Origin of the sequence: Prevotella phocaeensis (assembly GCF_900065875.1) — a bacterium.
GTDB classification, from domain to species: domain Bacteria; phylum Bacteroidota; class Bacteroidia; order Bacteroidales; family Bacteroidaceae; genus Prevotella; species Prevotella phocaeensis.
The window spans coordinates 874838-888526 of sequence record NZ_LT160626.1 but is presented as its reverse complement, the minus strand read 5'-3'; the positions used below and the strand labels follow the sequence as shown (position 1 = coordinate 888526).

Below are 13689 nucleotides of genomic sequence, written 5' to 3'. Positions count from 1 at the left end.
TATTTGCAATCTCTACATTACAAAAATCATCATTTATTAGTATTGCAACGATAGGATTTTATTCATACCTTTGCAGCGTCGGAGAATTAGAACGCGCTTCTTCCCCTTCGACATTATCAGGATATTAGTGCTCTATGCACAATTGTCTAATTCTAAATAATACAAAATTACAATGAAAAAGGAGTGGAGAGAGTTCAAAGGAACCCGATGGACAGATGATATCGATGTAAGGTCATTTATACAGGATAACTACACTTCGTACGAAGGCAATGAAGGTTTCTTGGAAGGACCTACGGCCGCAACAGAGAAACTGTGGCTCATATTGCAGGGACTGCAGAAAGAAGAACGCGCTAAAGGAGGCGTTCTCGACATGGAGACCGAAGTTGTATCGGGACTAACCGCATACGGTGCCGCCTATATAGGCGAAGGAACGAAAGATTTGGAACAAGTTGTAGGGCTGCAAACCGATAAGCCCCTGAAGCGTGCTTTCATGCCCTATGGTGGCATAAAGATGGCAGAACAGGCTTGTACTACCTATGGTTATGAGCCCAGCAGCGAACTCCATAAGATATTCACCGAGTATCATAAGACGCATAACGATGGCGTTTTCGATGCATATACCGACGAGATGAAGCTCGTGCGTCATAATCATATCCTCACCGGACTGCCCGACACTTACGGACGAGGCAGAATTGTAGGCGACTATCGCCGCGTGGCTCTCTACGGTATAGACTTCCTTATCGAGAAGAAAAAGGAAGACCTGTCGAACGTAGGCTGTGGCATAATGACCGAAGATGTTATCCGTCTAAGGGAAGAAGTCTCCATGCAAATCAAGGCTTTAAAGCAAATGAAAGAGATGGCGGCCATCTATGGGTTCGACATATCCCGTCCGGCCAAGAACGCCAAAGAGGCCGTGCAGTGGCTCTACTTCGGCTATCTGGCAGCCATCAAAACGCAGAACGGCGCCGCCATGTCGGTAGGACGTGTGTCTACTTTCTTGGATATATACATCCAACGCGATATGAATGAAGGCGTTCTTACCGAGGCGCAGGCTCAAGAACTGATAGACCATTTGGTGATGAAGTTCCGTATGGTGAAGTTCGCCCGTATTCCTTCTTACAATCAACTGTTCTCCGGTGATCCCGTATGGGCCACTTTAGAGGTGGCAGGCATGGGACAAGACGGCCGTTCTATGGTAACTAAGAATGATTTCCGCTTCCTCCATACACTCGAGAATATGGGGCCATCGCCAGAACCCAACCTCACTGTGTTGTATTGTTCGCGCCTTCCGGAGAATTTCAAGTGCTATGCATCGAAGATATCTGTCACTACGAGCTCGATACAATATGAGAATGACGACGTTATGAGGCCGGTTTGGGGCGACGACTACTCCATCTGTTGCTGCGTTTCAGCCACCCAGACAGGAAAGGAGATGCAGTTTTTCGGCGCAAGAGCCAATTTAGCGAAGTGTCTCACGTATGCTATCAGCGGTGGAGTGGACTCCAAGACGCGCGAACAGTGTGGTCCGGCGCTGCGACCTATAGAGGGTGATGTCGTTACATACGATGAATTCATGCCACGTTTCGACGATATGATGGAATGGCTGGCAGGTATATACGTGAATACCTTGAACCTTATTCACTATATGCACGACAAGTATTTCTACGAGGCGGCCGAAATGGCTCTCATAGATACCGATGTACGCCGCACGTTTGCCACAGGTATCGCCGGTTTCAGTCATGTTGTCGACTCTATAAGCGCCATCAAATACGCCAAGGTCAACATTATACGCGACGAAACCGGCTTTCCGCTCGAGTTCAAGACCGAAGGCGACTTCCCCAGATACGGCAATGACGACGACCGGGCAGATGAGATAGCCGTGTGGCTGCTAAAGACTTTCATGAAAAAGATACGCAAATACCACACTTACCGCAACTCTGAACCCACGACAAGCATCCTTACAATAACTTCGAACGTGGTGTATGGAAAGTACACAAGCAATATGCCCGACGGACGTCCTGCCGGTGCACCGCTCTCGCCCGGGGCAAATCCCTCCTACGGAGCAGAGAAGACGGGCCTGTTGGCATCGCTCAATTCGGTGGCAAAGCTACCATACGAGTATGCTCTCGACGGCATTTCGAACACACAGACCATCAGTCCGTCGGCATTAGGTCATTCTCAAGACGAGCAAGTAGAGACGCTCGTCGGCGTTATGGACGGCTACTTCGATCGCGGCGCCCACCATCTGAACGTGAATGTCTTTGGGGTTGAGAAGCTTATAGACTGCATGGAACACCCCGAAAAGGAGGAATACGCCAACTTCACCATCCGTGTAAGCGGGTATGCCGTGAAGTTTATCGACCTTACACGCGAACAACAATTAGACGTTATCGCGCGTCAGGCGCACGAACGTCTGGCCTGATCCGCTTTCAGCCGCCCTGTTCGGGGCGGTTACACACTGTCGGAGGAGCAGTTTTAATCACAATACATTCAAGGAAATCCTCCCATAATGAGAGGATTTCCTTATTTTTTACAGCGAACAAAGACAATGATATCAGGCAATAACATGTTAACAGAAGCAACACAAATCACCGTTCCCGTCGCCACGAAAACAAGCGGCGAGCCTCTCATGGGGGCCGTTCATTCGGTAGAGTCGTTCGGTTCGGTGGACGGACCGGGTATACGTTTCGTCATTTTCCTTAAAGGATGTCGGATGCGGTGCCGCTATTGTCATAACCCAGACACATGGGACAAGCATTCCAAAGATATGCGCTCGGCCGACGAACTGATCGAACAAGCGCAGCGATACCGCTCGTATTGGGGTGCTAAAGGAGGCATAACCGTGAGCGGGGGAGAAGCTCTGTTGCAGATAGATTTCCTGATCGACCTCTTCAGAAAGGCAAAGAAACTGGGCATCAACACCTGTTTAGACACGTCGGCACAGCCTTTTACGCGCCGAGAACCGTTCTTTTCGAAGTTCAACGAGCTGATGCAATATACCGATCTTATACTTTTAGACATCAAACACATCGACTCCGAAGAACATAAGAAACTCACCGGCTGGGGTAATGAGAACATTCTGGACTGTGCACACTACCTGTCTGACATCGATAAACAGGTATGGATACGCCACGTACTTGTGCCCTCAATCACCGACAACGATGCTTCTCTTCGCCGTTTACGGGCGTTTTTGAAGACTCTCCGCAACGTCCGTCGCATCGAGGTGCTGCCTTATCATTCGATGGGCATGTACAAATGGGAGGCTTTGGGCATCCCCTACACCCTCAAGGATATAGATGCACCGACAAAAGAGCGCGTGCGCAATGCCGAAAGGATATTGCGCGGCGAAGACGAGGCATAGCCTCTTAGGCATAAAAAATTTTCCTCTGTGTGCGCAAGATTATTCGTTTTCTGCGTTTTAAGCATATAAACACATTCGATAGATGTATCATTTATATACCACAGATTATGAAAATAACCTTCTTACACACATGCTCTATCGCCCTTATAGGAGCGGTCTGTCTGGCATCTTGCAGCACTTCTGAAAACACAGAAGGCTACACTTACACCGAAAAACGCCTTTACGATTTGGTAAAGATAGACTTGGATGCCAAGCAAAAAACCTACGTCAACAGCAACAACCGGTTCGCCTTCAACCTCTTCCGCACAGTTTCGGATGCAGAAAATGCACAAAACAGTTTCCTTATTTCGCCGTTGAGCGCCACCTATGTGCTCGGTATGCTCAACAATGGCGCCACAGATGTCACCCGCGAAGAGATCAACCGTGTGCTCGGTTTCGGCGGTGCAGATGCGCAAGGCATCAATGCTTTCTGCAAAAAACTTATCGAAGGAGCGCCGAATGTAGACAAGAGCGTAAAGATAAACATAGCCAACTGCATTGAAGTGAACCGCGACTATGCGCTGAAAACCGATTTCAAAAAGACGGTAGAAACAGCCTATCACGCTCAAGTAGAGAACTTGGATTTCGGCGACAGCCACACCCTGACGCATATTAACGACTGGTGCAATCGCCAGACCAACGGCATGATTTCTTCGATTTTGGATAAGATAAATCCCTCGGCTGTAGCATATACGCTCAACGCCATCTACTTTAAAGGCGTATGGAGCACTCCGTTCGATCCGAAAGAAACCAAAGAGAAACCCTTTACAACGGCTTCGGGCAGCAAACAACAAGTACAGATGATGCACATGAACGACCTTCTGGCCTACACAAAGAACAAAGATTACGCCACTCTGCAGCTGGGCTACGGCAACGGGGGATACCGTATGTTGCTGCTACTTCCCAATGAAGGCAAGACAGTGGGCGATGTTATCGGCGGTCTTACTGCCGACCGTTGGATAGAAAACCTGAATGCATTGACGTCGTACAAGGTAGATGTGGAGCTTCCGCGCTTCGAATCGGAATACAAGATAGAGCTTAACAAAGCGTTAGAAAGCCTCGGCGCAGCAAGTATGTTCGACAAGAACAACGCACGGTTCCGCAATCTATGCGAAAGAGATACATATATTTCGATGATTCTGCAGCGCTCCAAAATAAAGGTAAACGAAGAAGGAACCGAGGTAAGCACGGTAACTGTCGCCGAAAGCGCATGCACATCAATCGGTCCGCAGCTTGTTAAAACGGCTGTATTCCATGCAGATCGTCCGTTTATCTATGCCATTGTAGAGAGCACCACAGGCTCTATCATTTTTATAGGTACCTACAAGGGCGCCGAAAAATAAACAAATAACGACCGCAATATATCCAATACGTTTGCCCCGACAGCCATTTCCGTCAGGGCAAACATATTCTTTTTTCGGTTGTTTACAGTGCTTTTACCGTTACCGTATCGCCGTACTGCCGACCTTACACTGCCTATCTGTCGAAACCGCCCACCTACTTTACGGCGATACATTCTACTTCTACCAGCGCCTCTTTGGGCAATGTTCTTACGGCAACTGCCGAACGCGCCGGAAACGGTTCCTTGAAGAACTGTGCATACACCTCGTTCATGGCAGCGAAGTTCCCCATGTCTGAAAGAAATACAGTGGTCTTCGCAACGTGCGAAAGGTCTGTTCCGGCCTCGACAAGTATATGTTGCGCATTAGTCAGACTTTGCCTTGTCTGCTCCTTGATGCCACCTTCAACGAACTTACCCGTTACAGGATCGACGGGCAGTTGTCCGGATACGAACACTAAACCATTGGCCTCGATGGCCTGACTGTAGGGGCCGATTGCCTTGGGCGCCCTGTCTGTGTGCAATGCTTTCATAAGCTGTGAAATTTATATCGGTTCTGTTTTATTGATAATCTTCCCAAATACATGCCACGTTTTATAGGAAATCTCTAACCGCAACATCTTCCTATCATTCTTATCCGGTTGCAAAATTAATCATTTATCAGGAATGTAGGCCACACGGAAGCATATAAAAATCTATTTTCTTTCTCCAAATATGCGAATTATATATAAGTGGTAATAAAAACAACTCATTCGCACATCGTAGATAGAAGTACGTTCTAAGCCCGACAGGCATACGGTTTAACGATGATAGGAGTACGGTTTGTCTGCGACAGACAACACATATATTGGCAACGGCTGAACAGAGCAAGACAAACGGACACTGCAAATTTAAACGACGGTTGCCATCGTTTTTCAAGAATATTTGTGTATCTTTGCCTGCAATCCCGCATCACTACGAACACTATACGATTATGAACGTTGCATTACTTACGGCCGGCGGCACGGGAAACCGCATGGGACAAGACATTCCCAAGCAGTTTATGGCCATCGATAACATTCCCGTTATCATCTATACCCTGCAGGCTTTCCAAACACATCAGCAGATAGATGCCATTGCAGTGGTATGCCTTAAAGGTTGGGAAGTGGCCCTTCAAGCCTATTCCAACCAGTTTAATATAACCAAACTCAGATGGATTTTCGAGGGTGGAGACAGCAACCAACACTCCATTCGCAACGGTCTTGAAGGGCTGAAGCAGGGCGGTTGCGCCGACAGCGATATCGTATTGGTGCACGATGGCGTGCGTCCGCTCGTGTCGGAACGTATCATTTCGGAGAATATCGCTAAGTGCAAAGAGTTCGGTTATGCCGTTACAGGCATGATATGCAAGGAAGCTATCATGCAAAAAGTAGACGACACGGTGAAGAATATAACCATCCCACGCGAAGAACTCGTGCGCACTCAGACACCTCATACCTATCGCTTGGGCGATTTGATAGACGCTCATCGGCGGGCAGAACGCGAACATATCGAAAACACAGTGGCCTCATGTACGCTCATGGGGGCACTCGGAATTGAAGATCAGCACTTGGTTATGGGCTCCGAACGCAACGGATTGAAGCTCACTCAGACCGAAGATATAGAACTGTTCAAGGCACTTATTCATACCGAGCACGACACATGGCTGAAATAAACGCAACGAACCTCTATGCAAGAGATATTCTCTCCGTGGGACAGTTCGACCTGCCATGGCAGCAACTCGATGGAAAGAACATCCTTATCACCGGCGCCACGGGGCTCATCGGGGGCTGTATAGTAGATGTACTGATGGCCGATAGGCATGCCGATTACACCGTCTATGCCGCCGGCCGCAACGAACTACGCGCCAAAGAGCGTTTTTCCGCCTATTTTGCATCGCCGTATTTCCGGTTTCTGAAATTGGATGTAACGCAGCTGATCGACTGCGATATTCCTTTCGAATATATCATCGATGCCGCCGGAGGAGCCGCTCCGAAGCTCTACAGTACCGATCCTGTGGGCGTTATGATGTCTAACTTCTACGGCGCGAGCAACCTTCTAACCTACGGAAAGCGCCACGGTTTGAAGCGTTTTCTGTATGTGTCGTCGGGCGAGGTGTACGGTGAAGGCGACGGACGTGCCTTTACCGAGGACTATAGCGGTTATGTAGATTGCACACAGGTGCGCTCTTGTTATCCGTCGGCCAAACGGGCTACCGAGACTCTGTGCGTATGCCATGCGCAACAACATGGCATTGAAACGGTGATAGCCCGCCCGAGTCACACCTACGGACCGTGCTTTACAGAGGCCGATAACCGCGTATATGCACAGTTTATACGTAATGTCTTGCGCGGCGAAGACATCGTTCTACAGAGCAAAGGCGACCAGTTTCGCTCGTGGATATACGTGGTAGACTGCGCCAATGCCATACTCTTTCTGCTGTTAAAGGGCGAAAACGGGCAGGCTTACAACGTGGCCGATACGCACTCGAACATCACTATATTCGAATTGGCACGCACGGTTGCCGACCTTACCCGCCGCAAAGTGGTGTCCAAGATACCCGATGATGCGTCGAAAGGCGTAACGACTCCCATCACCAAAGCCGTATTCGACACCTCTAAACTGCAACGCTTAGGATGGATGCCCCGCTACTCTATCCGCGATGGAATGGCCCATACGCTCGATTATTTTACAGCAATTCGGGAAGAATAAATACCGCGTGGAACTCACGTTTGTCTACAGGCGGCACCGTCATATAGTCGCCATAAAGGTCTGTAAGGTACGAGTGAACGTCGCAAGGACATGGAAATTCGCGTCCTTCGAATAATATCTTCTTCAGCGGTTTGATGGCTTTTTTATCGAAAGACACACCTCTTCCGTTCAACACAGGTATGTCGGAACAGCGCGTTTTCTTCCCCCAAAAGCCGACAAACCGCCACAATAAACTCAACAGACAATACTTTCCGCCGAACCAGAAGAACTCTGCAAACGAACGGAACGAATAATAATGCATGCGGTGGAGCACCGAATAGCTCTTCGATATGCCCTTTGTAATATGCCTGATCCATGCAGACGGAAGGTTCGGATAGTCTACAAACGGGAAGATATCCACAAAGATACCTTTGCCGTAATCGGCTTCGAACGTATCTGCACGTTCGATGTAAAGCGAATTGAGATCGCGTATTTTGGTAATAGGTTCCCTTACGCCGGCATCGGTTCGCCTGTTTTGCAGAAAAAGATGTGCGGGCAATTCCTGCGGGGCTATGGCTTCGAACTTCTTAAAGTCCTCGAGTGTCATCGCTATGTCTATATCATCGTCCCACGGAATGAACCCTCTATGGCGCACAGCTCCCAAAAGACTGCCCCCATCCAGCCAATATTCTATGCCTTGACGGGTGCAAATGCGGTCGATTTCGGTTAATATATCAAGCTGTTTTTGCTGACATATCCGCAGATTTTGCTGTGTATATCGCTTCAGTTTATCTTGTTTGTCCATCGTTATTCTTTATTGTCAACACCTTATTCATAACTTCTAAGCGCGACAGGCAGCATGCCTATCGCCGACAGGCGGCACATATAAAACGGTTAAACGGCATATCTATGCTTATCATTCGTATTTCTTCTTTGTGCAATTTTACTCGACCGAATGAGTAAAATCGGGCATTCACGCCTTGCAAATATAGCTCATTTCCCTGATACGAGCAAGTAATATGCAAAGAAGTACATACTTTATTTTGCAGAATATGCTTTGTTTTTTAACGCGTTTCGTGTATCTTTGCAGTCGAATGTCATGCTTTCAAACCATCTGAACAAATATTCTTAATGCCGAAGACATGTCGTTTCTTTACGAAACAAACGCTATCAAAAAAGTATATAACATAGAATATGACAACCCAAAAGCCCTATAAAACCGATGTAGCGGTACTGATTTTATTCTTTAACCGCCCCAAACAACTGCAAGACGTATTCGATGAAATCAAGATAGCACGCCCGAGCAAGCTGTTTCTTTATCAAGACGGACCGCGCGGAGAACACGATATGGCAGGCATAGAAGCCTGTCGGAAAATCGTCGAAGATATCGACTGGGACTGCGAAGTGCACCGACTATACCAAGAAAAAAACTATGGTTGCGATCCTTCAGAGTACATGTCGCAGAAATGGGCATTCTCTCATGTAGACAAATGTATTGTGCTCGAAGACGACGATGTGCCCTCCCAATCGTTCTTTCCGTTCTGCAAAGAATTGTTAGACAAGTACGAAAACGATGAAAGAATCAGCATGATCTGCGGTTTCAACTACGATGAAGTAACGAAAGATATGCCTTACGACTACTTTTTTACTACCGCATTCAGCATCAGCGGATGGGCTTCATGGAAGAGAGTTATCGACTCTGGCGACGAAAACTATACCTTCTTAGACGATCAGTTCAACCGTCATCAGCTCCAAGAGCTTATCAAAGAGCGCAGATTTCAGCAGGATTTCATCCGCTTCTGCGAGTATCATCGGTCGTTAGGCAAGGCATATTACGAGACTATTCTGCATGCCACGATCTTCTTCAACTCGGGGTTAAGCATCGTACCCCGTGCAAATCTCATCAATAATGCAGGCGCCACGGGCGAAGGAGTGCACCTTTCAGGAAGCAATGACGACCTGCCTCGCGCCATCAGACGTATCTTCACAATGAAACGCCACGAGCTTTCGTTTCCGCTGAAGCATCCGCGTTACGTTATCGAAAATGTGGAATACAAGAAACGTATGTTCAAGATTATGGCGTGGGGGCACCCGTGGATCAAGATCGGGCGATCGTTCGAAGAGCTTTGGCTCAACCTTTTACACGGCAACTTCAGGCGCATCGTCTCTGCCATAGGTAACAGATTACGCATAATGACTGGCCGTTCACGTTTCGATTAATCCCTGAACACCACCGAAATACGAACAGTTTGCAGACTAAAGAAAACAATCTTATCGAGATTACACGTACAAGAGCGCTCGCCACAGTGCTCATTGTATTGGGCCATAGCTTTGCCTTTTACGCCACCGGAGAGGGCAGTTGGCGCATTCACAGTGCCGTGGGAATACCCGCATACGGTTATTGCGCCACACTTTGTTCTACTATCGGACTGGCTTCTTTCATCATCATATCGGGCTATCTCTATGCCTATTTTCTTTATTTCAAGGACAGATATGCCGACACCAAGACCTTTCTGTTGAAGAAATACAGACGACTTCTCGTACCTTATATTATATGGGGAGCGGCGCAGATCGTGCTCATGCCCGACCAATACGGTCCGGGCACGCTCCTTAACGGGGCTGCCCATCTTTGGTTCCTGCCCATGCTGGCGGTCGTGTTCACCGTGTTTGCACTTACCAAACGCCTGTGGTTTCGGGCTTCGACAGTGCAAGAAACGCTGTTGCTCGCAGCACTCGTCGCCTTTTTCGCCCTATCCAAAGCGCTGCGCACATACGGCATATTCCCGCCGCCCATACTGAAACAGGCGCTTTACTTCATGCCCTTATTCTATTTGGGTATGCTTACGGCGAAAGAAAACCTACGGTCTATGCTCGACAGGCAGCCTCTCTATGCCCGCTACATCTACAGTCTGTCGGCGATAGGTATTATCTCTGCCTGCATCGTCCTCGGCATCAAGGTGGGCATCAACATGTTTTCATCGGCAATACTGGTGCTACTTATGCTCTCCGTATTCGCAACGAAGTCCTGCAACAAGACGCTCCTACCCGCCGTAAAAAACATTGCCGACAACAGTATGGCTATCTACGTTCTGCATCATATCCTCATTTGGTTCGCCATCAGATACGCATGCGTCGCCGATACCCTTACCGCATGGGGCTATTGGGGAGCGCCGGCAATCTTCCTTGCGGCCTTCTCCGTATCGTGGATATTGGCCGTATGTATAAGGAAAACGGGCGCCTATAAACTGCTGTTCGGCTGAACTGTTTCCGATATGCCTACCGAATCATGTACCCGACCAGCAGGCCTCCGTTATATATCCATAGGTAAACGGCCAGACAAACAAGCAAAACACGCAGACCGCAGGCATAATGCACCGGCAGTTGTTTCAACAGATATGCCACCGACAGCGGCACGATAAACAACCAATTCGCAGCCATTATATACACTTCATTGATAGCAAAGCCGAAACCGATGTGCATTATCATATCCACAGCAAACCAACTTAAGCAAAGCAGAAGTAACTTTTCGCGCCGTCCGCACCATAGTCCGGCAACGAAAAGCAGTACCACTAAGGCCTCTACCGCATAGCGAAAGGGATGACGATACGGCACGAAAATGGGCCTGCTTATCTGCACATCCTCGAGCAGATGGTCTTGGTGAAGCTGCAACGACTCACCGAAAAGGTTCTCAACCACAGTTTCTATGCGCGACGTAGAGAGATCCATCCATTGTAGGAGTGGCACCTCGGAGTCTAATCCCTTACCGTTATGCTGCTCCACCCATACATTATGCCTTGCTGTTTCGGCACGGAAAGCCGCATCGGTCTTCGCTTTATCTTCGCCGATCTGCCTGCTTTTCTCGTTTTGAGGTATCACAATCTCGCGGTATTGATAGCGCTCAACAGCGAAAAGCAGTATTAGCGGCACTGCTACAACCGGCAAAACGAACCGCAAGGAGAACACTCTTCGACCGTTGACAAACCATGCTGCGAGGAGTGTCTTTAGCCCATTGGTCAACGTAACACCGGCTGTAAGCGTAAAAAGCAGTGCGGTTTGCCACCATCTGAATACCTTCTGCTGCTTCAGATAGCAACCTGTAAGATACAAAGTCGTGCTGAGTAAGAACAGCGAAAGGCCAAAATGGTCGGGTACAAGTACGGTCAACATGATATGGGCGAACGAGAAAAAAAGAACGCACAATATAAGCGAATCGGTTAAAGATAACTCTATGACCTCACGAAACGTACGAAAAAGAAAAACGAATGTATAAAATGCGCACATTACAAGTAATGCCATCATAAGGAACATGGCGAAATTAACGCCGTATTGTGCCATCAGAAAATCGTTAAACAGATAGAATGGATAGAGTAAAGAGTACAACAACGGATGACGGGTGGTCTCGTAATATGAAGCAGCATTAGAAAGTTCGATGTACGAATAGGCATCGTAACCGCTTACATGGAAGTTTTTAAAGAACAAAGACCAAAAGCCTACGTTCTTTGCCCGCGTAAAGAGTCCGAAATATTTGTATGCAAGCAGTGCGTTCAGAGCTATAAACACGACCATTGCAACAAGCGAAGGAAGTGCTTCTTCGCGCCTTATTCGAAAGATATTCCGCATCTTCATCTTGAACGTTTAGCAATTATAGCCCATCAGATAGGCCGATATCAGCGTGCCGTTGTATATCCACAGATACGCCGTAAGTACTGTCAACAGCCCCAACAGCATGCGCCTGTAAGCGCCGTTCGCAGCAATCAATAGGTACGCAACGGCTATCGGGATGGCATAAATCCAATGGGCCGCCATGATATACACCTCGTTCAGCCCAAATCCCAAGCCCATGTGTAACAGCATATCAAGCCCGAAATACGACAATACAAGCCATAGAAAGCGGCTTCGCCTGCCACACCAAACGCCCATGACGAACAGCAACAGAACCACTGCTTCTACCACATAACTCAACACCCACCGGTATTTAACGATCATAGGCCTGCTGTGAAGCCCGTCTTCAAGCAGGTAATTGCGGTGCAACTGTATAGATTCGCCGAACAAATTCTCTACTGCCGACGCCATTCGAGATGTGGAAATGTCGGTCCAACTCATAAACCCGTCATTGCCAATCGGCACACTTTTCTCCTGTCTGTTTATCTTCTGTATCTGTTTTCCGGCCGGTTCGGGGCACCCGATTGCTGTGTCCGCCGGCCGCAAGCGTACCGTCTTTCGTTGCTGCATGGCAACTTCTTTTTCCTTATCCTCAGCCCTTTTCTTCGCTTTAGCGGCATGGCATGCCACTTCCGTAGGCCATACAAGCGTGGCATATTCCCATTTGCTGAAGCTCCACAGTAGAGCTACCGGCAATATAACTGCCAAGAACAGATACTTGGGCCTAAAGAAACGACGGCGATTTACGAAAAGTACCGACAGAAAAACCTTTATTCCGTTGTTCAACGAGATACCTGCAACGAGCATGAAATATAGAAAACTCTGCCATATCTTAAACACCTGTCTGCTCTTCATACGGCGTCCGGATATGTAAAGAGTGACAAGCAAGAGCATCATAGAGATGATGAAATGGTCGGGAACCATTGCCGAAAGCATGACATAGGCAAAAGAGAAGAAGAAAAAAGAGAGCAACAAAGCCTCTCGGCATGCCAATCCAACGATCTCGCGCATGATGCGAAAGAAGAATACGAAGGCATACAAAGCGCAGAATATCTGTATGGCAGCAACGATAAACACGGCACAGTTGATACCTGTAAGCCACATCAGCGCCTGATTGAGCAGATAGGGAACGTACATATAAAAGGCAAGCAACGGATGCCTGTACACGTTATATCCGGCCGACCAGTCGCTTACGACGGCATAAGTAATAGGATCGAAGCCCGACACATGGAAATTGCGTATGAACAACGGCCAATAAGTATTCCGGATAGGCGTAAAAAGTTCATAGTATTTATAGACGACAAGAGCATTGAACAAGGTCAAAACAAACAGCATAAACACTGTGCCCATGCGTTCTTCACGACGGATACGAAAGATATCGAATATAGGTTTCACTCCACTATACCAATTTGTTAGATTGTGCAAAAGTAATAAAAAACATTAAATAAATACGTTTTCGCAGGAAGATAAAGACCATTTAGAGAGGACATTCGCAAACGTCGTCGTTGACGGCCTTTACGAACAGTACAGACAGGATGCCTCCCTACGGTTGTTAAACAGGCATTCTAAGGGGCTTAGA

11 protein-coding genes are annotated in these 13689 nt (G+C 47.9%); 7 read left to right on the top strand and 4 right to left on the bottom strand.

All coding sequences use genetic code 11. From position 1 onward, the window contains the following. The first annotated feature begins 172 nt into the window (after positions 1–172). The 3 genes from pflB (at position 173) to BN3912_RS11725 (ending at position 4743) form a co-directional block, all read left to right on the top strand. Positions 173–2422, top strand: a complete 2250-nt coding sequence (gene pflB / locus BN3912_RS11735; RefSeq protein WP_023983860.1) for a formate C-acetyltransferase — start codon at positions 173–175, stop codon at positions 2420–2422. Positions 2423–2566: 144 nt separating this feature from the next. Then, positions 2567–3361, top strand: coding sequence for a pyruvate formate-lyase-activating protein (gene pflA, locus BN3912_RS11730; protein WP_051403439.1), 795 nt, complete (start codon positions 2567–2569; stop codon positions 3359–3361). Positions 3362–3468: 107 nt separating this feature from the next. Then, a complete protein-coding gene (locus tag BN3912_RS11725) occupies positions 3469–4743 on the top strand; it encodes a serpin family protein (RefSeq protein ID WP_036859480.1) in 1275 nt (424 codons plus the stop codon). A 154-nt stretch (positions 4744–4897) separates the two neighbouring features. Here the strand turns inward: BN3912_RS11725 and BN3912_RS11720 are convergent, their stop codons facing one another. Beyond that, positions 4898–5272: a RidA family protein gene (locus tag BN3912_RS11720; RefSeq protein ID WP_023983863.1), complete on the bottom strand. Its 375-nt coding sequence runs from the start codon at positions 5270–5272 to the stop codon at positions 4898–4900. Positions 5273–5712: 440 nt separating this feature from the next. On the opposite strand from BN3912_RS11720, the gene BN3912_RS11715 reads away from it, so the two are divergent. Together BN3912_RS11715 and BN3912_RS11710 are read left to right on the top strand one after the other, a co-directional pair. Beyond that, complete coding sequence (locus BN3912_RS11715; protein WP_004368775.1) at positions 5713–6432, top strand: IspD/TarI family cytidylyltransferase; 720 nt, start codon at positions 5713–5715, stop codon at positions 6430–6432. Further along, positions 6420–7469 (top strand): NAD-dependent epimerase/dehydratase family protein, encoded by a 1050-nt coding sequence (locus tag BN3912_RS11710; protein WP_023983864.1) that lies wholly within the window; start codon positions 6420–6422, stop codon positions 7467–7469. Before BN3912_RS11715 ends, BN3912_RS11710 begins: the two co-directional genes overlap by 13 nt. Here the strand turns inward: BN3912_RS11710 and BN3912_RS11705 are convergent. After that, on the bottom strand, positions 7447–8253 hold the full coding sequence (locus BN3912_RS11705; RefSeq protein WP_004368777.1) for a LicD family protein: 807 nt from the start codon (positions 8251–8253) through the stop codon (positions 7447–7449). The two genes, BN3912_RS11710 and BN3912_RS11705, sit on opposite strands and share 23 nt — an antisense overlap. Before the next feature lie 389 nt (positions 8254–8642). Between BN3912_RS11705 and BN3912_RS11700 the strand changes: the two genes are divergently transcribed. Both BN3912_RS11700 and BN3912_RS11695 read left to right on the top strand, forming a co-directional pair. Further along, complete coding sequence (locus BN3912_RS11700) at positions 8643–9668, top strand: hypothetical protein (RefSeq protein ID WP_004368779.1); 1026 nt, start codon at positions 8643–8645, stop codon at positions 9666–9668. Positions 9669–9697: 29 nt separating this feature from the next. Beyond that, positions 9698–10708: an acyltransferase family protein gene (locus tag BN3912_RS11695; RefSeq protein ID WP_023983865.1), complete on the top strand. Its 1011-nt coding sequence runs from the start codon at positions 9698–9700 to the stop codon at positions 10706–10708. Positions 10709–10724: 16 nt separating this feature from the next. On the opposite strand, the gene BN3912_RS11690 is transcribed toward BN3912_RS11695, so the two are convergent. Both BN3912_RS11690 and BN3912_RS11685 read right to left on the bottom strand, forming a co-directional pair. Continuing rightward, positions 10725–12074, bottom strand: coding sequence for a DUF6080 domain-containing protein (locus BN3912_RS11690; protein ID WP_036859306.1), 1350 nt, complete (start codon positions 12072–12074; stop codon positions 10725–10727). 9 nt (positions 12075–12083) lie between these two features. After that, entirely contained in the window at positions 12084–13505 is a 1422-nt protein-coding gene (locus tag BN3912_RS11685; protein ID WP_023983867.1) for a DUF6080 domain-containing protein, read from the bottom strand. Positions 13506–13689 lie beyond the last annotated feature (184 nt).

What these genes read in the sequence shown, in the direction of transcription:
- BN3912_RS11700 (WP_004368779.1), top strand. Translation starts at nt 8,643, where the DNA reads ATGACAACCCAAAAGCCCTATAAAACCGATGTAGCGGTACTGATTTTA.
- BN3912_RS11720 (WP_023983863.1), bottom strand. Translation starts at nt 5,272, where the DNA reads ATGAAAGCATTGCACACAGACAGGGCGCCCAAGGCAATCGGCCCCTAC.
- BN3912_RS11705 (WP_004368777.1), bottom strand. Translation starts at nt 8,253, where the DNA reads ATGGACAAACAAGATAAACTGAAGCGATATACACAGCAAAATCTGCGG.
- BN3912_RS11690 (WP_036859306.1), bottom strand. Translation starts at nt 12,074, where the DNA reads ATGAAGATGCGGAATATCTTTCGAATAAGGCGCGAAGAAGCACTTCCT.
- BN3912_RS11710 (WP_023983864.1), top strand. Translation starts at nt 6,420, where the DNA reads ATGGCTGAAATAAACGCAACGAACCTCTATGCAAGAGATATTCTCTCC.
- pflA (WP_051403439.1), top strand. Translation starts at nt 2,567, where the DNA reads ATGTTAACAGAAGCAACACAAATCACCGTTCCCGTCGCCACGAAAACA.
- BN3912_RS11725 (WP_036859480.1), top strand. Translation starts at nt 3,469, where the DNA reads ATGAAAATAACCTTCTTACACACATGCTCTATCGCCCTTATAGGAGCG.
- pflB (WP_023983860.1), top strand. Translation starts at nt 173, where the DNA reads ATGAAAAAGGAGTGGAGAGAGTTCAAAGGAACCCGATGGACAGATGAT.
- BN3912_RS11715 (WP_004368775.1), top strand. Translation starts at nt 5,713, where the DNA reads ATGAACGTTGCATTACTTACGGCCGGCGGCACGGGAAACCGCATGGGA.